Source organism: Nicoliella sp. ESL1106 (assembly GCF_058509965.1).
Map to the genome: position 1 here is coordinate 46,023 of NZ_CP196341.1, position 19,569 is coordinate 65,591.

A 19,569-nucleotide genomic window follows, 5' to 3' on the forward strand; every position below is an offset into this window, starting at 1 on the left:
ATCCCCCTCTAATATTATATGATATATAGTATATGCTGTATAGTATTATTTTTCAAATATAAATGGATAAAAAAATTTATTTGTGAGGCAAATGGTGGTATTGTAGTTATAATTTAAATTAGAAGCATTATTTAAAAAGATTTAAATTAAAAAGGGAAGTGATTAACTTGTTGAATAAAATCGGGAATCAAATTGTTAAGCAGCGCCTTGTTCACACGCTATTAAATATTTCAACTGGAATCGAAATTGAGAGAATGCGTTGTGATGAGAGTGGCAATATGAAGCTGACCACCCACCCGAGTGGTGCGGGGAGTCCGTTTAAAAATCCCTGGATTACCAAGGATTACCTTGAATCGATGACTGAAATTGTGACGCCCCCCGCCAACCTTAATGACACCTTACAATTTGACGGAGCATTGACGAACGTATTAAGAAAAGTTCTCCCCACGGGTGAACTACTATGGCCGCTTTCAATGCCCGCTATTTTACCAAAGCAAAAGGATAAATCACTACTAGCGATTGAACCACCAGAAAAGCAAGCCTACTTTGAAAGCATTTGTGAACGGTATGGAATTACTCGTGGTGCACCTTGTGGAGTGCATATTAACTTAAGCATTAGTGATGAGGTGATGAATAGTATCGTTGATGACGGGGATGCCAATATTGTAACAGTCCGTAATCATGTTTATCCGCGAATTGCACAGGGGTTTATTAAATACCGCTGGCTACTGACCTATTTGTTTGGTGCCAGCCCTGTTGCTCAAGCGAACTACTTTGATCAAAATAGTGGTCCAAGTCATCCGATTCGGAGCATTCGACAGAGTCACTTTGGATTTATTGATTCATTCGATGTTGACTATTCAAGTGTTGATAACTACGTCGATCGCATTATGGAAGCATTTCGGTCCGGAAAAATTGCTGGGGTATCCGAATTTCACGGTTCCGTGCGTTTTCGTGGTGGTAAACAGCTTCCCGATTTAAAAACAAACGGTGTGAAGTACTTAGAGTTAAGAATGTTCGATCTTGACCCCACCGTGGATGTTGCAATCAAAGATACCACGTTGCGGTTTATTCGACTTCTGGTTGCCTACTTCTTGATGACCGATGGTGAAACGTTGAATGGTGATATTATCAAGCAACTTGACCATGCTGACCAGATGAATGAACGAGTGTCAATGGAAAAGCCAGATCAAGTTTGTGAATATGTTGATGATGCGCGTCAACTGATTAGTCGTTTGCGTAAGTTTACTAACCAGCTAGTCCTTGGTCCTGAATACTTAGAGGTTCTCGATGCCGTAACTGCAAAAATCGAAGATCCAACCTTGACGCTCAGTGGCCGATTAATGAATGAGATTAAGGATAATTCACTCCTCGAATACGGATTAAAGCAGGCCCAGCGTTTCCAAAAAGATGCGCTAGCTGGACATTTTAGTTATGATGGGTTTAAGCAAAGCGATGGCAACATTTCAGCAGCTGAATTAAGACAAGGTTTATTCAATGGTTCTTGGTTACCACAGAAATAGATTCTAAAATATCATTTAAAATTTCTTAATTTTGCGACAAACCATTCATTTATCGTGATATTATAGTAAGCAAATTTTATCAATGGGAGTATCTACTATGAATCAAAATCATGAACCAGAAACCCGTGAACAATTGCACCGAAATTATCGGCATTCGATTTCAGCCGACAATTCAGATGGTAATGATGAAGTCCATACCCGTCAACGTAATCCGCGAAATGCTAAGAAACGAAAACATCACTATGGAAGATGGATCACTGCAATTATTGCCGTGTTGATAGTCATTGGCATCTTTAACGTTGGCCATCAAATTAATGAACTCAGCAATACACAACGAAAGACCGATACCACATTGGATAAGGTGATCAAAAAGCAAGGAGAACAAATTGCGGAACAAAAAGTCCCAACGGAGGTCAAACCTCAGGTGATCAAGATTATTCAAACCACTCCGTTAAGCGAACTTCAAAAAGCTGCTAATGATCAAGCGTTGTTTAATCAGATTGCTACCAATAATCAAATTCCGCAACAATATATTCAAGCTGCACAGTCAGAATGGTTCAATGCAAATAATCAAGAACTACGGGACAAGATTGCAAATGGGAACCTGTTGGCTGCCTATAATGATTTTAAAAATGAAGATAGTACTAGTAACGCCAGTTCTAACTAAAAAAATCCTAAACCATAATTCTATGGTTTAGGATTTTTTGATTATTTTTGATTTTTAAGATCGTTTACTTCTTGTTCTAATTTTGCCACTTTTTGCTGTAAATCATCGTGCTTATCCCTACTGTGATGTTTATCAATGATAATTAAAGTGGCGCAAATGATTGCGACAATTGTAATTATTACTCCCCACATACTAAAGCCTCCCAATCTATTTAATAGTCTTATTTTAGTATATATTAAAATGAAAGAAAAGAAACAGGATGTTTAGGGATGCTATTAATTCCCCTGCTCCACCCATTATTTTGAAATAATCGAGTCGTGATTACTCCTTAGAATATCTTGAATCGTCTTGTCCAGTTGATTCAAGAGCTGCTTAATTTCACGGAGAGCAGTGATTTCATCGTTCAAACCACCGCTAAATTGAGCGATCAGATCATTACTCAGTTGCTGATTATCCTTCGCATCGTTGAATAATTTACTAATTTTACGGTAGGCAACCACCAGGTCGCGGTTACTTTTGAATAACGCAGAATCAATTTTGTCCACCCTATCAATTGCTTTACTATCAATATCTAATGACATTAATCGATTCCTGGCAAAACTATAAAAACTAGTAAATTGATTAGAATCGAAGCTATCGATAAAATTCTGGGTATATTTCTCAATTTCAACTAAATTATGGTTTTGTTCAAAATAGCGGTTAATGACCTTCACCCTTCTTCCATAATCGAGTGAAACATTCTTAATGTGATAAAGGTCATTCAACAATGAATTTAACATCTGGTAATGCTCAATGAATAATGAATTATTTAGGCTATCTAGCCGTTCAGTTTTGATCTGCATCCGCGTAATGATTACCGTACCGATAACGGCAACAATCGAGCCAAGGTAACTCCCGATAAAGGTTAACCAGATATCTGGAGAGGTTTCCTTCGGGAAAATCATGTGTAAAATTAACAGTGGTCCAACAATAAAAATGCCGAAAATGAAAATATATATTAGTGTATCTAAGATGATTCTCTTTATTTTTGGGTTCATAATTTACCTCCTACTAAAATTATACAAGAAAAAAGCGACTAACGTTTACGTTAGTCGCTTTTTTAAGATTGGGCTAGCTGGGTTCGAACCAGCGCATCACGGGATCAAAACCCGTTGCCTTACCACTTGGCTATAGCCCAATAATATGAGTTGTGATGGATATGAACCACCATCTCCTGAATAAAGAGTCCAGGGCTTTACAATTAAGCTAACAACTCGAGGGCGGTATGTGGGAATCGAACCCACGCGTGTCGGATCCACAAACCGATGTGTTAACCACTTCACCAATACCGCCAAGACTTCATCATTACAGGGATAGTAGGAATTGAACCCACATCAACGGTTTTGGAGACCGGTATTCTTCCTTTGAACTATATCCCTATAACTATGGAGGGGAGTGGATTCGAACCACCGAACCCGAAGGAGCGGATTTACAGTCCGCCGCGTTTAGCCAGACTTCGCTACCCCTCCGAAATCTGTTTGATATAAATATCAAAACAACAATTAATATGATACCTAATTCTCATTAATTAGTCAACCTTTTTTTGTTTTATATATTATAGTTAAAGTAAAAATAAACAAATTACTTATATGTATCCAGATAATCTATTTATCTGGAGTTTATCCCTATCTAGTTAGCCTTAAATTATTTGCACTAGTTACCAAATACCCTAAGGATGTTTTATAAACTACCTTTCCATTTCGATTCTTTAGTTGCTTCAAAATTTTATATTTTTTATTCGCTTTCAATTTCTTACTATTTTTTAAATTAATCGTCTTTCCACTAGCATTACTATAAAGTTTGACTGTCTTTAAGTGTTTAATTTTAAAATACTTAATGTCCTTACTTTTTTTATTTTTCTTAACATTATTAATTTCTGATTTTTTTAGATTAGTGTTTTGACTATTTATGTCTGTTTTCTTTTTTGAATCATTATCAATCGATTGTGAATTATTAACCGCATTATTAACACTTCCTAAGTTATTATCTTTTTGGAAGTGATCTTCATTGTATTTTGAAGCATTTGATTGATCATTTTTGTTTGCGGATGAATTGATTATTCCATAACTATTTTTATATCCAGTGTTACTGTCGCTTTGAATATTATTTAAAAAATAATTTGGGGTCAAAGATTTCGATGCACTACTATGTGAGCTAGTTATCAATGATGATTTTGCCACACTACTCGATGCAATTGGTTCTGCTACTGAGGATTCAGCTGCACTACTCGATGCAATTGGTTCTGCTACTGAGGATTCAGCTGCACTACTCGATGCAATTGGTTCTGCTACTGAGGATTCAGCTGCACTACTCGATGCAATTGGTTCTGCTACTGAGGATTCAGCTGCACTACTCGATGCAATTGGTTCTGCTACTGAGGATTCAGCTGCACTACTCGATGCAATTGGTTCTGCTACTGAGGACTCAACTGCACTACTCGATGCAATTGGTTCTGCCACTGATGATTCAGCTGCACTACTCGATGCAATTGGTTCTGCCACTGATGATTCAGCTGCACTACTCGATGCAATTGGTTCTGCCACTGATGATTCAGCTGCACTACTCGATGCAATTGGTTCTGATACTGACGATTCAGCCGCACTGCTTGATGAGCTTGGTGCAGACGCTGATGATTCAGCAACTGTTGATTCGGATGTAGCTTCATTATTTTCATTTTCAACTAACCGCGTCCCAGAAAGTTGAGTATTATTTAAATGAACTTGCAATTCATTCCCCATAATAATATCAAAGCTAAACAATCCATTTTTATTCGTTCCTAACAAATTACCATTAAAAAATGAAATATTGGTATTTTCAGATTCTAGGTTCACTCTAAATTGAAGCATCCCAAAATTGAGCTGATGCCCATTTAAATCGATTAATAATTCACGCCCTGGAATTCTAATTCGATTAGTCTTAGTAGATACATCATAGCCGTCTTTTACAAGCTGATTTAAGTTAAGTTCGCTAAGATCGATATCGTTTGACAACTTAATCTGTTTTAGAGAACCGTTGTTCATTGCATTCACAAAATCTTTAGCGTTTCCAATCGAATTATCAATTTGGGTGTTTGCAGAATCAGCATTAGCAGTTTGGTTTGAATTGATCGAATATCCACAAGTAGTTGCAAAAGCTAATGCTACAGTAAATACCACCCAGCGCTTCTTTACCTTTCGTAATTTCTTTTTTTCATTTATATTTTTATTAAACATATTGTTTAACACCTCCGTTAATATATATATTCGTAATTTATCTAATTTTATTTTTTTATTTTTGAGAATAAGGCTAAATATAGTAATCATTTTTATAAAATATGATAATATAAAAACAAGTTGAACTATGATATGTCTACATAACTTAAATACAATACGAAAGGATTTTTAATTTGAATTCAAATCAAACCGCTTTAAATAAAATTAGATCACTCAGCGAAAGTGCTCAAAAAAACAATGAAACAAAAAATTATTATTATGAGGACGTTCTGCTATACACTCATTTTCTAGAACTATGGTCAAAAGAAGATAATCGGGATGCCTTTAGTGAAGATGATCAATCAAGGATTGAAAATTATCTTAATGTTTTAAATAATAAATTTATTTCGGAATACCAAGCAGCTTTAAATAACTTTGATGATGATTTAAATTTACAAAGTGCCGATCTACTCCATCTCACTCCCAAGGATAATAAAGCGAACTTAAAAGAATATGTAACAATTCAGCAATACTTCAATAACCAACTTACTCCTAATGCAGTTATTGATGATATTAACAATATTGATGAACCGGTTAAAAAATTAATCGAGCATAAAGAACTTCCAGAATACGCAAATAAATTAAGCTGGATGGAACTGTACCTTCTCATTAATGCAATTGCTTATCAACATTGGTTCAATAAATAATAAAAGGAATGGATAAATCCATTCCTTTTATATTTGATCATTTTTACTAAAATTATGTTTTAACCTAGGTAAAATCAATTTATCAGAAAATTGAATAATCGGGCCAAGAAGAAAGAATCCAATAATTGTAATGATACCGATTGAATCAATGCTTCTTAAAATAACTGAACATATGAAAATAATAATTGCAATAAACCCCATATCTGCAAACTGAGCTTTAATTGCACTTCCGTGAAAATACTTAAATCGTAAGATATTAGTAGTATCATCATTAGGATGCATGAGAATGTTAGCACGTTGATATACAGAAATCGCTGCCCCGATTAAAATAATTCCTAGAATTGAAACTAACAGGCTTAGCCACTTATTCAAATTGGTTATTCCCATGGCAAGGTTAAATTTATTAAAAATATCAATAAAATAACTGAAAAAGGCCATGTAGATAAGGCCACTAATGATTCGCCACCAGTCAATACGCCTAACTAAAAATTGATTCAAAACAATATTAATGATTCCAAATATAAATAACGTCCATGCAACTGACAGCCCAAACAACTGATTAAAATCAACTGCTACCGCCGTCCAGATTCCATTCCCATTATTAGTCATAATCGTCAGACTATTCCCATAGGCATCAACAAAAAGTCCTAAGATCAATGCAAACATTCTTAATTTAAAAGAATTATAATTTTGATTCAATTCAATCACCCCATTTATAAGTAACAATTATACCAGAAATTAATCTTATGATTTTATAATTAGTTATTTATTAGTAATTATAAATAATAAAAATAATGGTAAGTGGACAATTTTATTATTTGTGCTATTCTTAATAAAAATGATAACATCAAAGGGGTATCTTATATTATGAAAGATAAAAAACGTTTTATTCCCAAGGGGCGCGCAGAGATAATTACTGTTGTTTGTTTACTAGTCGAGATCATGATTCTAATGCCAATGTTGATTAGTAAAATTGCAGGATTAGTTAATAGCAAGTCCGCATCACTACCTGGGTTATGGGCAGTAATTGATTTATTAGTGATCAATATCATTTGGATTTTAACTTGGTTACTTACATACCGATTTGCGCATCGTTATATTACAGTAGTTTTAAAAACACGTAACGTTAAAATGATCCTATTGGTAATTGGTACAATCTATACATTAGAAACGGTTATTAATAATAACCATGCATTGGTTGCCGTATTTTCAATCATCGCATACCTTAGCCTTTGGGCTTGGTTCGATTATGTATTTGCACATCCAGTCGAAAGTAATGAATTAATTGATAAGACCGATCATTTTATAAGGGAACACAAACATTTAAATCGGGGTGAAGTCCAAGATTTAATTCATAAAAATAACCATGAAGTCATTGACTGGTTAGAAACCCATCTAAATGATAATCAAGAGCGAAAAGATAAACACTAATAAAAAAACGACTTTGCAGTTAATCAAAGTCGTTTTTTTATTAAGCCATTGGCCAATTGCGTTGATAATAAGCCATGTCCCAAAATAAATATTCATAACGAGTCGTATTTAGAAAAATTTGGCTCAGTTCTGATAATTCAGACTTAGACTTACCAGATGCCAATTCATCTAATAAGGAAATCGTCCAATTAGTTAAGTTCGTGTACTCATCATCGCTATACATTGATACCCAATTCGAATACAGTGGATGGCTGGCTGCTGGTGTATTCAATAGCTGCTTGCCAATTAAATTATAACTCCACATACATGGTAACAATGCAACTAAGACCTTATCTAAGCCCCCACTTTGGCCAACTGATAGCATATAATTTGTATAACTTAAAGTTACAGGAGTCGGTTGAGCATTTTCTAACTCTGCTTCGCTGATGCCAAATTCACTAGCGTATTTACGATGCAAACCCATTTCGGTGTTCAAAGTAGAACTGAGCAACTCAGCAAACTTTCCCTCTACTTTTAAATCAGAAGCTTTGAGCGCTCCTAGGGCAAACAGCTTCGCATAATCAATTAAATAAATGTAATCTTGAATCATATAAAATTTAAACTTATCAACTGGTAATGTTCCATCCGCTAGTTCTTTTACGAATGGATGGTTATGATTGGCTTCCCAAACAGGTTTTAATTCTGTTACTAACCGTTCACTAAATTTCATTAATTGGACTCCTTTTTGGTATTTAACCATTCATAAATAAATTGAAGTAAAACTTTGGTATATTGAACTAAATCATCAATTTCTAGTGATTCATCTACAGAATGAGCTTCATCAATCGTGCCTGGTCCATAAATAGCAGCTGGAATATTAGCATGACCGAACCATCCCCCATCAGTAACACTTGGCGAAACGTCGACTATTGGTCGTTCGTTCGTTACTTGATAGTGAGCATCTCTTAGTAATTCAACTGGTTTTGATTTCGCATCAAGATCAAGGGCTGGAAAGACTTCCCCACGCTCTTCGACCATTGACTTGCCACCCCACTTATAAATGGGCATGTGATCCTTCATCCAAAGGTCTGCCTTGGCAACTTGATCAATGTGATCTTCAACTTCTCTTATTACATCTCGATAGTCCTCATTTGGATAAAAATGAACCGTTACCCACAGTCTACATTCATCTGCAATAAAAGCGGCATTGCGACCCCCTTCAATTACAGCAGGATTAATCGTATCAGAACCAGGTTCTACTCCAGGATAACTTTTATTGACCGCCCAATCTCTTTCTAACTCGTTGAGACCAGAAATTACCTTTGCCATCTTTTCAATTGCGCTAGCAGCCCGTAGCTTTCCACCAGCATTCATCATCTGGCGTCTAGTAGCATCATGAAACGTTTGATCACTTTTGATCGTAATCCAACCAGTAATTACTCCGCCTTGGCCTTGAATATGAAAATCACTAATATCACCGACGATCGCAAAATCAGCTTTATGACCATGTTTGATTGCATCCCAAGTTCCGGCTTCACCACTTTCTTCACCAATAACTGATTCGAATTTTAATTCACCAGGTAGCTCTAATCCAGACTTATTCAACAATTGAATTGCCATCAGCATTGCAGCAAGGGCACCCTTCATATCTGCTACCCCGCGACCGATGACTATATCATCCTTAATGACCATCTTGAACGGATCTGAATGCCATTTTTCATCCGATTGAATCGAGGCTACATCCATATGCCCATTTAAAATCAAACTTTGGTATTGATCAGATCCTGGTTTCGTCCCAACAACAATTGAATCATGGGGATAAAGATCCCATTGATCAACATTAAACCCATTTTGTTCAAGAAAGTCCCTAACAAATGCCTGAGCATCATCTGAGTTTCTGCCCGGTGGAGCGGGAGTGGGAAATGCCACTAGCTTACTTAATATTGCTAATAACTGATCTTTATTTTGATCAACATCGTTAATCAACGTCTTAATATCATTTACCATTAAAATAGCTCCCTATTTGTCACTATAATAAAAAGGAGATACTTCAAACAGAAGCATCCCCCCTAAATTCGCAAACCATTAGCTAATTTCAAAGGGCCACTTCCTTGCGCTGGTGCTAACCAGATTCAAGTTCAAAGGGTCAAATTAATTCTCAGCCAAATAGCTCCCCTAGTGACAGTTTATTTTTAATTTTAACGCCTTAATTATAAATTAAAGCTGCTTTTTAATCAAACTAAAATATCAAATCAAAATGACACCCTAATTGATCAGTTTGTTGCGATTTCTACTCAAGTATTTAAATATCAACATGACCATTCCAATTAAAAACGGGATGAAGTAATAACAGATCCGATAGATCAAGGCCCAAATTACAATAATATCAGTTGAAATCCCCGCTCTTTGTAAACCAAATGTTAATGCGACTTCAAATGAACCGATTCCACCAGGAATTAATGACATCGCTCCCACAATTCCAGCAAAGACTAGCCCTAAGTAAGCTGCTCGTACATCAAAATGAATGTGCATGAAGTAACCGATACTCAAAAAGAATGCTAAACAACACACCCACTCCAAAGTTGAGCCAATCAAGAGGTGGAATAGATCACGACGATTCAATGTATCGTTTTTGGCAATGAACGGAACTAATAAATAAAGCGGGAACAATAGGCACACTGCCTTAATCCAAAGTGGTTCCATTCCAAAGCGATCAATGTTAAGCAGTATTGCAAGAATATCATTAACGACTAAGCCCGTCATCGTGAACAAGGCGATTTGAGTAACGATCTTAGCAGTCTCTTTATTATTTTCCTGAACGCTGCCGAATAAAAAGATCCTAAGGCTCGCCCCGACCAATCCACCAGATCCCCCGATGTTTGTGAACGTATTGATTACATAACTACTTGTGATCAATTCTGGCATTGAAATATCCATTTTGACCTTGCGAGTATAAGTAAAATCATAAATCATCATTGGAACGATCGAAAGAGCTCCTAAGATTATCAATGCAGCTAAACTGCCGATTGAAAGTAAATGACTAGCATGCACTAACTTATGCCAAGAAATTTGTTCAAAAATGGAATGGATCGAATAAACCACAAAAACTAAAATTAATACTACATAAATCCGTTTAATAACGTTAGAGTAACTAGAAAAAGCATCTGCAATCTTATCAATAATTTTAATCTAACTCACCACTTTCTAGTTATCATTAACCAATTCTGTTAACCTAGTATAAAAGTCGGGTAATTGCTTTTGAATGTTGATAATCTTACCATCTATGTCTAAAAAGCAGTGCTCGCTACTAGCCCGGCAAACTAGCTGGTCCTTGACCGTCATTAGATAACTTAATATCAACCGATGCTTACTGACCTTGGCAACACGGGTCTCAATCTTAATTACATCAGGAAAGGTAGTCGTCTTTTTATAATCCGCAACGACCTTAGACACTGGCGATATAATTTGATTAGCTTCAAATTGATCATAGGCCCACCCAATTTGTTCCAAAAAATCACTACGCGCTTCTTCCATGAACCGAATGTAATTCGTATGACTAGTAATTTTCATTTTATCAGTTTCATAGTATTGTACCTTATGAAAATATGGATTAACCATTTTAATATCCTCTTCTCTAAATTATTCCATAGTAATTTTATCATAAACCAGCTATTTCTTGATATAATTAAATTAAATTGCAATAAGGGAGTCCTTACAATGAATGAGCCAAGACCCAATTTTCAAGTTAATGCTGACTTTACAGCAATGGATTCAATTACCGCTTCTAAATATATTGATAACGCGCTTAATTTTATTAATCAATTGGAATGGGCATCCAATCAAGTTGATCAAAATGTATATGATGATCTAAATAATCGTTACAGTAATGGACCGACCAGTAGCGAACGACTTAAATTGATCGCTAACCAATTTGATAATGATGATTTCTTACTCAGTATCATTGATCAGCTCCGTGATAAAATTAACGACAGTGCCAAAAGCAATCAACTATACTCGATTACCCTCGGTGATGATGAAAAGCCCCTCAATGATGATGAGATTCAAGACCTGGTCGCTAACCATGAAATCACATTACATAAAGTTTCTGGCAATGACGCTAAATTAGTCCAGACCCAGGTCAAAAGATTATTGGAACAGTATCACAATAATAATTAAATACGAAAAAAGCTGAGACAAATTGTCTCAGCTTTTATTATGAGTCGGGCCAGGATTGAACTAACATCTTCTCGGAAAAGGACCGAGTGCTCTGCTTGAGCTACCGACTCAAAAGAATACTTAATAATATTATCAGAAGTGAGTCTTAATTACAACCATTTCAGGAAAAATATTTCAAAATTTCTTGAGGAGTTTTAAAATCGTACTTTGCATAACCATTTCTTAGCTCTTGATCAATATCTCCCCAACCAGCTAAGCCAAAATCAACCCGTGCGTTCTTAGCACATCCCTCGTCAGTAAAAGAATCACCAATATACAACGTTTCGTTGCGACTAACCCCCATTTGATCGATTGCAAATAACAATGGTTCTGGAGCAGGCTTATGATAAGGTAACCGATCGGATGTCACAATTACCCATACCTGTTTCATAAAAGCAAAATGATCCTTTAAACTTTGCATATCTTCATTACTTCCAGAAGTGACGATTCCCAATGCCACATCGGGATAACTATCTTGTAGCCGTTGGAAAAATTCATCAAACCCTGGATATAAAACAGGTTTTTGGTTCAATTGAGCTGCTGCGATCGTATAGTCAATTGCCATTTGGTTACTAAATCGACTGGGAATCCCCAGATAATCGATTGTCTGGACCGCAGTTAATGGGAACGTCGCATGCAGTTCAGCATCGGATATATCTTTAATTCCATACTTAGGCGTAATCAGTTTCATAATTGCTGCATAGCGTGGAAAACTATCAATTAAAGTCCCATCTACATCAAAAACTACTGCTTTATACTTCATCATAAATCACCCCGTTAGTTATTATACTATAACAAATCAAAAGGTGTTATAACATGATAAAAAATTGAAAAGTGGTAAAATGAACGTATATCAAAATTTTGTACTATATTTCGGATCAGGAGGATTATCTAATGGAAAATAAAAAAACGATCAAGGCCAGTGTGGCCCTTTTAAAGGTCCTCGAATCATGGGGCGTAAAGGACGTTTATGGATACCCTGGTGGTTCAATTAATTCATTACTAGATGGATTACAAATTGAACAAAAAAATATTAACTTCATTCAAGTTCGCCACGAGCAGGTAGCAGCACTTACTGCCGCAGCCCATGCTAAATTGACTGGTAAGATTGGGGTCGCATTTGGCTCAGCTGGTCCTGGTGCAGTTAACCTGTTGAACGGACTTTACGATGCGAAGGCTGATCATGCTCCCGTTTTAGCGCTAGTCGGACAAGTTCCTAATACGAATATGAACTATGACTACTTCCAAGAAATGCCTGAAACCCCTGTTTTTAGGGATGTGGCATGCTATGACCGAATTGTGATGACGCCCGAAAGTCTCCCCCACGTGGTCGATGAAGCAATCAAATCCGCTTATAAAAACAATGGTGTGGCCGTGGTTGTTATTCCTAATAACTTTGGTTATGAACAGATTCCAGAAAAGAAGTACTCCTCAGCGAGTTTAAGTGATGAAAAGGTTGCTCCAGAACCTGAAGCAACCGATTCAGAAGTCGACAAATTCTTGACGTTAGTTAAATCAGCTAAACGTCCTGTCTTCCACGCTGGTCGTGGAATCAAGGATGGCGGCGAAAAGTTAGTTGAGCTTTCCAAAAAATTACAAATTCCAATTATCATCGATGGATTAGCAAGTGGATTGGTTCCTAGAGACTACGAAGGCCTATTAGGAACTGCTAACCGTGCTGCCTCCAAGGCTGCAGATGAAATTATGTCAGTTGCAGACCTTGTGATCGCAATTGGTGGTGACTTCCCATTTGCCAACACCTACTACGCTAGCCATCCATTTACCTATGTACAAGTTGACAACGATCGTAGTATGTTAGGGCGTCATCATACCTTAGACCTTGGTATCTGGTCAGATGCAACCCAATTTATTGAAAAAGCAATTGAAAGAAGCACTAAGGTCGCTAACACGAACTACTTTAAGGCTGCTGTCGCTGACATGCAGAATTGGAAAGAATATCTAGAAATCATGAAAAATTCAGATGCATCGCCATTATTACCAGGCCAGATGTATAAGGCGATCAATGAAGTGGCAGATGATAATGCTTCCTTCTCAATTGATGTTGGGGATAACATTATCAATACCTTTAGATACCTCGACCTTACTAAGCAAAACAAGTGGGTGATTTCTGCCCTCTTTGCAACGATGGGAAGTGGGCTCCCTGGTGCAATCGCTGCTAAACGTGAATATCCAGATAGACAATCTTGGAATATTGCTGGTGATGGAGCCCTAGCAATGGTGCTTCAAGACCTTGCCACCATTGTAAAATACAAGGTTCCAGTAATCAATGTGGTTACCTCCAACAATGACCTCAGCTTTATTGAAGGGGAACAAGAAGATGCCCCAATGCAAATCTTTGGATTGGATCTGGAACCAATTGACTTCGCAAAGGTCGCAGCAGGATTTGGGATTGATGCAGTAACCGTTACTAAGGTCTCTGAATTAAAACCAGCTTTTGAAAAAGCAGCTGCCACAGTTAAGGCTGGCAAGCCATTTTTAGTTGATGTCGAAATTGGCAATCAAAGAGGCCTTCCAGTTGAAGATCTTCAATTAAGCATCGTTAATGGTAAATTAGATGAATCCGTTAGTCCTAAGTACCTTGACGATAAACCTGCGGATGTTCACTATACACCAAAGGAATTATTCAAACGTTACAATGGCGATAATCTTAAGACATTACCCGAATTCTTTGATGAATTTAACGTTGAACTATAATTCTTGCTATTTTCTTGAACAATTAATAGCAATTTAAAAGAGCTCTATGACGATAATCATTCGTCATAGAGCTCTTTTGTTGTATATATTTAATCTTTAACTTCATTCACTGGTGTATTTGGTTGCTTACCGGCAAATACGTTCAAAATATTGTTCAAGGCTGCATGGGCCATTTCATTCCAAGCTTCAACGGAGTTCCCACTACAATGTGGTGTAATAAAAACATTGTCTAATTGACGGATGGGACTATCCATTGGCAATGGTTCCTTATCAAAAACATCCAATGCAGCGCCAGCAATGTGATGGTTTTTAAGCGCATCGACCATATCATTCTCGTTAGTCAAAGGCCCCCGCCCTAGGTTAACTAGGTATGCTGAATCTTTCATCATGTCAAATTCTTTCTTTGCAACACTCCCGATCGTTCCCTGAACTGCTGGTAAGTGAAGTGACACAAAGTCAGACTGCTTGAACAATTCATCCCAAGCAACCATTTTACCGTACTTAGTTTCCCGTGGCGTCCGATTATAAATTAATACGTCCATCCCAAATCCAGCTGCCATCTTAGCAACTTGTTGACCGATATGACCGTAACCAACGATCCCAAGGGTTTTACCACTAATTTGTGTTGCCATCTGCTTTTCGCCATAAGAGCTATCACCCTCACGCATTTTAGTGGAGATCGTAAATAAATGCTTAGATAAAATTAGCATATCGGCAATCGCATTTTCAGCCACTTCCACTGCATTTCCACCAGGGGTATTTGAAACCCAAACCCCGTTTTCAGCAGCAAACTTAGCATCAACATTATCATACCCCACGCCTTGTCGAGCTAAAACTTTTAAATTCGGCATTTTAGCGAACATCGAATTCGGAAACGGATCTGCCATTAAAATAATTCCATCAACATCGCTAGCTTTATCTAAAATCAACTGAGCATCTTGACCATCAACAACGACTGGTTCGAAACCCTTATCCTTAATTTCTTGACCCACAAAACGATTAATTGCTGGTGTAATCAATATTTTTTTAGTCATTTCAATCATCCTTTCATATGTTTAAAGTATAATCCAGTCACCGTTTAAAAGTACAGCGATAAACAATTTCATGCAACCACATTTCAAATTAGACCGAACCAATTTTAAACTTAAACCGTCTTAATGTTTGAATTTTAAAATTGAATGAGCTATACTGGATAAATAATTTAGCATATAGCATACATAGAATAAAAGGGAGGTAATATTATGAGTCAATATACACAATTAAAGACAAACTTGACTAATAACACGCTACCAAGTGAATATATCAAGGAAGCCTTAGCTTACGCTAATTACTTTCAAACAGATCATCACGGTGTTTTGAATACTAACTACGTTGATATCATCAATGATCACTATGCTACGGCAGACTATTTAATTAAACTATTTAAACAAATCAATTTATCATTAAAATTTAAATCACAAGATCAAGCAGCACTATATAAAGTCGTTTTAGAAAGTGAAAACCAACCAATTAACCTGGAATCAATTACTAAGGATGATGTGCAAAATATCCGCATCGTTCCAGTTAGTGTTCAAGATAAGGAAATCATTTTCAAAATCATCGACGATATGGTTGAAGAATACTTGGATGAAACTGATTCCGTTCACTTATAAAATAAAAAGTATCTTGACATTCGTATCATTTAATAATATCATTAACTCGTAAATTAAATATGTGGTCTGGGGCGCTGATTAAATTCGGCTGAGAAGTACTCATGGAACCTGATGCAGTTAGTACTGACGAAGGGAGACCGCTTAGTCATTGTCTACACGATTGATCGTGTTAGATACTATTTTTATTACTACTAAAAAGACTAGGGACCGCAAACTATTAAAAGAATAGGAGTGGTCCTTTTTGATTTAATAAAAATAGTATTTTCAAACGTCAGTTAAACACAATCAATTAATGTAGGGAGTTTGATAAAATGTCATTTTCACAAGAATTAATCAAAGAAGCACAACCATTTCTAGAATCAATCAAAAAGTGTGATTTTATCCAAGGAGTATTGGATAACAATCTAGATCCAAAGGCATTGGATTACTATGTTTCTCAAGATCTTCAGTATGGTAACACTGAAACGATCGTCCAAGCATACTTAATTATCTATAGCGATCAATTCACCGATCAAAAAGATTTTGCCAAGTTATTGAGTGATCACTTGGGAATCGATGAAGACGTTTTCGAAGGGATGACCGATGAAGATTGGGACACCATCAAAACTGCTAAGATGGAACCAGTCACATACCTATACACCCACCACCTTTTAGACCCAATCAAAACTAGAAATGCCATTGAAATTTTGGCACCATTTGAAGCTGGGGTCTGGGTATATGTAGAATTGATCAAGTACCTTGCTAGTACGAACAAAGTGACTAAGGACAACCCCTTCCATGGTTGGCTAGACTGTCTTGAAGGTGATGATTATCAACAAGTATCAGATGGTTTCTTAGCAGTCATGGACCGTGAAGCTGAAAAATGCTCCCCAGAAAAGTTAGCTGAAATCAAGGAAAGCTTCTTAAGAAGCTGTATGTTCGAATGGTACTTCTTTGATGCTTCATTCAAGCAAACCACTTGGGCTGATTGGAACAAAAACGTATTAGAAAACCAATGTCGAGGTAACTTACTATGAAATTAAGAACTCCACACTGGAATTTACAACAAATTATTATCGTAACACTCGTCGGGATTATCTGTGGGACTATCTATGCCTACGGTGTTAACTCCCTCTATAACTTCGCCAAAGTGGCATTGACGCCAGTTGGATTAAGCCCCTTTGTTGACAGTATTTTCACAGGGCTTTGGTTCATTGCTGCCCCACTAAGTATGTATTTCGTACCTGTCATGGGAGCTGGTATCATCGGGGAAACCATTGCTGCTACATTTGAAATGTTTCTTGGGGGGCAATGGGGAGCGCTCACGATCTTCTTCGGATTGATTCAAGGACTTGGGAATGAATTTGGTTTCTTCCCACATAACTACCAACGATTTTCTTGGACTAGTTGCTTATTAGGTGCATTTGGCGCAAACTTTATCGCATTTATATACATGCTATTCACTTCAGGATACAGTAGCTACAAACCAGCAATGGTCATTGCCATTTTTATCGTTTCTACAATTTCAAGCCTCCTATTAGATGGCGTCTTAGTTAAATTGATTACGATGCAATTTGACCGCGTTTTTGAAAAATCAGATGTTAAAACAAACAATTAATTATATCAATTAAAAAATGACTGACCAGGACTTATCCTGATCAGTCATTTTGATTTTAAATTATCAATTACTTTAAGGCATCCACAATTGCTTTATTGAAGTAATCTAAATCATCTGGAGTCCGACTAGTAATTAAGTTATGCTTTTCATCAACCACTACGGGTTCATCCTTAACGTTACCACCTGCATAGTATAAATCAGGCATAACAGTTACATATGCAGTCAATGTTAATTCACTTACTAAGCCCGTTTGAATGAATAATTGTGGACCATGGCAAATCGCAAATACTGGCTTGCCACTCAATAAGAACTTTTTAGCAAAATTAACGTAACGGTCATCTGCACGAAGTTGATCAGGTGAGAAACCACCAGGAACTAGTAATGCATCGTAATCTTCGACTTTGGCATCGTCAATTGATTTATCAACGTTTTGCTTGTCGCCATGCTTACCTTCAATGGTTCCATTTGCTTCATTTTCAACAATATCAACTTGGTTACCAGCATCTTCTAAGGCTTTCTTAGGGGATGTTAATTCAACATCTTCATACATACTTGTAACAATTGCAGCAACTTTACTCATAACTAAATCCTCCTAAATATTATTTAATAATTTTTAGTACGTGATCTAAATCCATCCGCGGAGCATTGATCCGATTGATGGGGGCATTATCATCGGCATAGCCAAGGCCAATCCCAATAATAAAATCACGCTCATCTGAAACCGATAATGCTTCGCGTAAAAGGTCTGGATATTTAATAAATTCAAAGGCAGGGATGGAATCAATCCCAAGTGCTTGAGCAGCAACCATTATCGCTTCACCAAACGCACCTAAGTCATATAATGACCATGGTGTGTAATGTTTAGGCAACGTTAAATAGGCAACAGCTTGGGCATTGAATAGCAATGCAGATTGGCTACTCTTCATTTGATTCCACTTATCTGGACCAAAGATCTTAGGTCCAGTCGCTCCCCGAGTGGTCATATTGAATTGGGATTCTTCATCCCACTCAGCAATCGGGATAAATGGAACATCGGAGTTAGTGTGAACGTTCGGATCAGCATTCAATTCCTGATGCCGTTTACGCATTGCTTCTAATTTATCACCAGTCGCAATCACTACCCGACCAGGTTGAGAATCAATCCAAGAAGGTGCTTTTTGCGCCACTTTAACAATCTCCGTCAATTGTTCATCACTAAGTGGCGTTGACTTAAATGCCCTCACCGCACGACGATTTAAAATCGCCTGTTTTGCGTCAACCAATTTCATCCCTCCTTTAATTTACTACTAAAAAGTAACACATCAAAAACCCAAATTCAAAAGATTTGCTTATTTATATTATAGAAGAAAATAATCGAAATCAATTTCAATCAAATTAATGATAATAACTCATCTTCAACCAACCATTATCTTGTTCCTTAAAACCAATTCGATCATAAACACTAAGCAGATTTTCATCAAAGGGTTTTGCCACTTTGGCAAATTGACAATCAAAAAACCGACTCCCAACTTCCAGGACTCGATAAACTAATCGTTCAGGGTCAACTAAATTGTTAAACCGTAAACGATCGAATGTTAAATCACCCTCTAGATCATAGATCCGAACATATGAAATCATTTGGCCATTAACACATGCCCACACATGGTATGCTTTACGATCAACAAGATTATTACCATTGACAGCAATAAAATTTTGAATTGATTGGTTTTCTGCTAACGTTAATTCACTGAATGGCTTCACGTACCATTGAATCACAGCTATCACTCCTGACATTTAAGTCTATAATATAATATTTTAAACCAAAATAAAAATTAGTTTTCAATTTAACTAATTTTAGATATGATATAAAGTGG

The 19,569-nt window shown here is 36.7% G+C and carries 22 protein-coding genes, 5 tRNA genes and 2 riboswitches; of the genes, 9 read left to right on the forward strand and 18 right to left on the reverse strand.

What is annotated here, in order from left to right; genetic code table 11:
• Window positions 1–170 precede the first annotated feature (170 nt).
• Entirely contained in the window at window positions 171–1,523 is a 1,353-nt protein-coding gene (locus tag ACSVI6_RS07010) for a glutamate--cysteine ligase (RefSeq protein WP_491720979.1), read from the forward strand.
• A gap of 97 nt (window positions 1,524–1,620) precedes the next feature.
• On the forward strand, window positions 1,621–2,190 hold the full coding sequence (locus ACSVI6_RS07015) for a hypothetical protein (RefSeq protein WP_491717429.1): 570 nt from the start codon (window positions 1,621–1,623) through the stop codon (window positions 2,188–2,190).
• A 41-nt stretch (window positions 2,191–2,231) separates the two neighbouring features.
• On the opposite strand, the gene ACSVI6_RS07020 is transcribed toward ACSVI6_RS07015, so the two are convergent.
• The 8 genes from ACSVI6_RS07020 to ACSVI6_RS07055 all read right to left on the reverse strand — a co-directional run bounded on the left by ACSVI6_RS07020 (window position 2,232) and on the right by ACSVI6_RS07055 (window position 5,441).
• A complete protein-coding gene (locus tag ACSVI6_RS07020; RefSeq protein WP_491720370.1) occupies window positions 2,232–2,381 on the reverse strand; it encodes a hypothetical protein in 150 nt (49 codons plus the stop codon).
• Window positions 2,382–2,486: 105 nt separating this feature from the next.
• Window positions 2,487–3,227, reverse strand: a complete 741-nt coding sequence (locus tag ACSVI6_RS07025) for a hypothetical protein (RefSeq protein WP_491720980.1) — start codon at window positions 3,225–3,227, stop codon at window positions 2,487–2,489.
• A gap of 68 nt (window positions 3,228–3,295) precedes the next feature.
• A tRNA-Gln gene (locus ACSVI6_RS07030) sits at window positions 3,296–3,367 on the reverse strand.
• 6 nt (window positions 3,368–3,373) lie between these two features.
• Window positions 3,374–3,445 (reverse strand) — tRNA-Lys (locus ACSVI6_RS07035).
• 3 nt (window positions 3,446–3,448) lie between these two features.
• Window positions 3,449–3,521: transfer RNA gene (locus tag ACSVI6_RS07040), tRNA-His, on the reverse strand.
• Window positions 3,522–3,537: 16 nt separating this feature from the next.
• A tRNA-Trp gene (locus tag ACSVI6_RS07045) sits at window positions 3,538–3,608 on the reverse strand.
• Between the two features lie 7 nt (window positions 3,609–3,615).
• Window positions 3,616–3,698 (reverse strand) — tRNA-Tyr (locus ACSVI6_RS07050).
• Between the two features lie 156 nt (window positions 3,699–3,854).
• Window positions 3,855–5,441, reverse strand: a complete 1,587-nt coding sequence (locus tag ACSVI6_RS07055; protein ID WP_491720981.1) for a hypothetical protein — start codon at window positions 5,439–5,441, stop codon at window positions 3,855–3,857.
• 173 nt (window positions 5,442–5,614) lie between these two features.
• Here ACSVI6_RS07055 and ACSVI6_RS07060 point away from each other — a divergent pair, with 173 nt between their 5' ends.
• The gene (locus ACSVI6_RS07060) at window positions 5,615–6,127 is read left to right on the forward strand and encodes a hypothetical protein (protein ID WP_491720982.1); all 513 of its coding nucleotides are present in this window, start codon (window positions 5,615–5,617) and stop codon (window positions 6,125–6,127) included.
• Between the two features lie 27 nt (window positions 6,128–6,154).
• Here ACSVI6_RS07060 and ACSVI6_RS07065 read toward each other — a convergent pair whose 3' ends face one another.
• A complete protein-coding gene (locus ACSVI6_RS07065) occupies window positions 6,155–6,826 on the reverse strand; it encodes a DUF6198 family protein (protein ID WP_491720366.1) in 672 nt (223 codons plus the stop codon).
• Window positions 6,827–6,994: 168 nt separating this feature from the next.
• Between ACSVI6_RS07065 and ACSVI6_RS07070 the strand changes: the two genes are divergently transcribed.
• The gene (locus ACSVI6_RS07070) at window positions 6,995–7,558 is read left to right on the forward strand and encodes a hypothetical protein (RefSeq protein ID WP_491717435.1); all 564 of its coding nucleotides are present in this window, start codon (window positions 6,995–6,997) and stop codon (window positions 7,556–7,558) included.
• 40 nt (window positions 7,559–7,598) lie between these two features.
• Here the strand turns inward: ACSVI6_RS07070 and tenA are convergent, their stop codons facing one another.
• From tenA to ACSVI6_RS07090, 4 genes are all read right to left on the reverse strand, one after another.
• Window positions 7,599–8,267: a thiaminase II gene (gene tenA / locus ACSVI6_RS07075; protein ID WP_491720983.1), complete on the reverse strand. Its 669-nt coding sequence runs from the start codon at window positions 8,265–8,267 to the stop codon at window positions 7,599–7,601.
• A complete protein-coding gene (locus ACSVI6_RS07080; RefSeq protein WP_491720984.1) occupies window positions 8,267–9,544 on the reverse strand; it encodes an acetylornithine deacetylase in 1,278 nt (425 codons plus the stop codon). Before ACSVI6_RS07080 ends, tenA begins: the two co-directional genes overlap by 1 nt.
• An 84-nt stretch (window positions 9,545–9,628) precedes the next feature.
• Window positions 9,629–9,724, reverse strand: a riboswitch (TPP riboswitch).
• A gap of 78 nt (window positions 9,725–9,802) precedes the next feature.
• A complete protein-coding gene (locus ACSVI6_RS07085) occupies window positions 9,803–10,726 on the reverse strand; it encodes a lysylphosphatidylglycerol synthase domain-containing protein (protein WP_491721154.1) in 924 nt (307 codons plus the stop codon).
• A gap of 15 nt (window positions 10,727–10,741) precedes the next feature.
• Window positions 10,742–11,155: an acyl-CoA thioesterase gene (locus ACSVI6_RS07090; protein WP_491717438.1), complete on the reverse strand. Its 414-nt coding sequence runs from the start codon at window positions 11,153–11,155 to the stop codon at window positions 10,742–10,744.
• 99 nt (window positions 11,156–11,254) lie between these two features.
• On the opposite strand from ACSVI6_RS07090, the gene ACSVI6_RS07095 reads away from it, so the two are divergent.
• Window positions 11,255–11,713 (forward strand): hypothetical protein, encoded by a 459-nt coding sequence (locus tag ACSVI6_RS07095; protein ID WP_491720362.1) that lies wholly within the window; start codon window positions 11,255–11,257, stop codon window positions 11,711–11,713.
• Window positions 11,714–11,873: 160 nt separating this feature from the next.
• Here the strand turns inward: ACSVI6_RS07095 and ACSVI6_RS07100 are convergent, their stop codons facing one another.
• On the reverse strand, window positions 11,874–12,515 hold the full coding sequence (locus ACSVI6_RS07100; RefSeq protein ID WP_491717440.1) for an HAD family hydrolase: 642 nt from the start codon (window positions 12,513–12,515) through the stop codon (window positions 11,874–11,876).
• Between the two features lie 131 nt (window positions 12,516–12,646).
• Between ACSVI6_RS07100 and spxB the strand changes: the two genes are divergently transcribed.
• On the forward strand, window positions 12,647–14,467 hold the full coding sequence (gene spxB / locus ACSVI6_RS07105; RefSeq protein WP_491720985.1) for a pyruvate oxidase: 1,821 nt from the start codon (window positions 12,647–12,649) through the stop codon (window positions 14,465–14,467).
• An 89-nt stretch (window positions 14,468–14,556) separates the two neighbouring features.
• Here the strand turns inward: spxB and ACSVI6_RS07110 are convergent, their stop codons facing one another.
• A complete protein-coding gene (locus ACSVI6_RS07110) occupies window positions 14,557–15,501 on the reverse strand; it encodes a phosphoglycerate dehydrogenase (protein WP_491717442.1) in 945 nt (314 codons plus the stop codon).
• A 207-nt stretch (window positions 15,502–15,708) separates the two neighbouring features.
• On the opposite strand from ACSVI6_RS07110, the gene ACSVI6_RS07115 reads away from it, so the two are divergent.
• The 3 genes from ACSVI6_RS07115 (at window position 15,709) to ACSVI6_RS07125 (ending at window position 17,716) form a co-directional block, all read left to right on the forward strand.
• The gene (locus ACSVI6_RS07115; RefSeq protein ID WP_491720986.1) at window positions 15,709–16,119 is read left to right on the forward strand and encodes a hypothetical protein; all 411 of its coding nucleotides are present in this window, start codon (window positions 15,709–15,711) and stop codon (window positions 16,117–16,119) included.
• Window positions 16,120–16,176: 57 nt separating this feature from the next.
• Window positions 16,177–16,271: riboswitch (TPP riboswitch) on the forward strand.
• A gap of 159 nt (window positions 16,272–16,430) precedes the next feature.
• The gene (locus tag ACSVI6_RS07120; RefSeq protein ID WP_491717444.1) at window positions 16,431–17,135 is read left to right on the forward strand and encodes a TenA family protein; all 705 of its coding nucleotides are present in this window, start codon (window positions 16,431–16,433) and stop codon (window positions 17,133–17,135) included.
• Window positions 17,132–17,716 carry an ECF transporter S component gene (locus ACSVI6_RS07125; RefSeq protein ID WP_491717445.1) on the forward strand — a complete coding sequence of 195 codons (585 nt, stop codon included), beginning with the start codon at window positions 17,132–17,134 and terminating at the stop codon, window positions 17,714–17,716. Before ACSVI6_RS07120 ends, ACSVI6_RS07125 begins: the two co-directional genes overlap by 4 nt.
• 67 nt (window positions 17,717–17,783) lie before the next feature.
• Here the strand turns inward: ACSVI6_RS07125 and ACSVI6_RS07130 are convergent, their stop codons facing one another.
• The 3 genes from ACSVI6_RS07130 to ACSVI6_RS07140 form a co-directional block, all read right to left on the reverse strand.
• Complete coding sequence (locus ACSVI6_RS07130) at window positions 17,784–18,296, reverse strand: type 1 glutamine amidotransferase domain-containing protein (RefSeq protein WP_491720358.1); 513 nt, start codon at window positions 18,294–18,296, stop codon at window positions 17,784–17,786.
• 19 nt (window positions 18,297–18,315) lie between these two features.
• Window positions 18,316–18,978 carry a nitroreductase gene (locus ACSVI6_RS07135; RefSeq protein WP_491720987.1) on the reverse strand — a complete coding sequence of 221 codons (663 nt, stop codon included), beginning with the start codon at window positions 18,976–18,978 and terminating at the stop codon, window positions 18,316–18,318.
• 112 nt (window positions 18,979–19,090) lie between these two features.
• The gene (locus tag ACSVI6_RS07140; protein ID WP_491717448.1) at window positions 19,091–19,471 is read right to left on the reverse strand and encodes a hypothetical protein; all 381 of its coding nucleotides are present in this window, start codon (window positions 19,469–19,471) and stop codon (window positions 19,091–19,093) included.
• Between the last annotated feature and the right edge of the window lie 98 nt (window positions 19,472–19,569).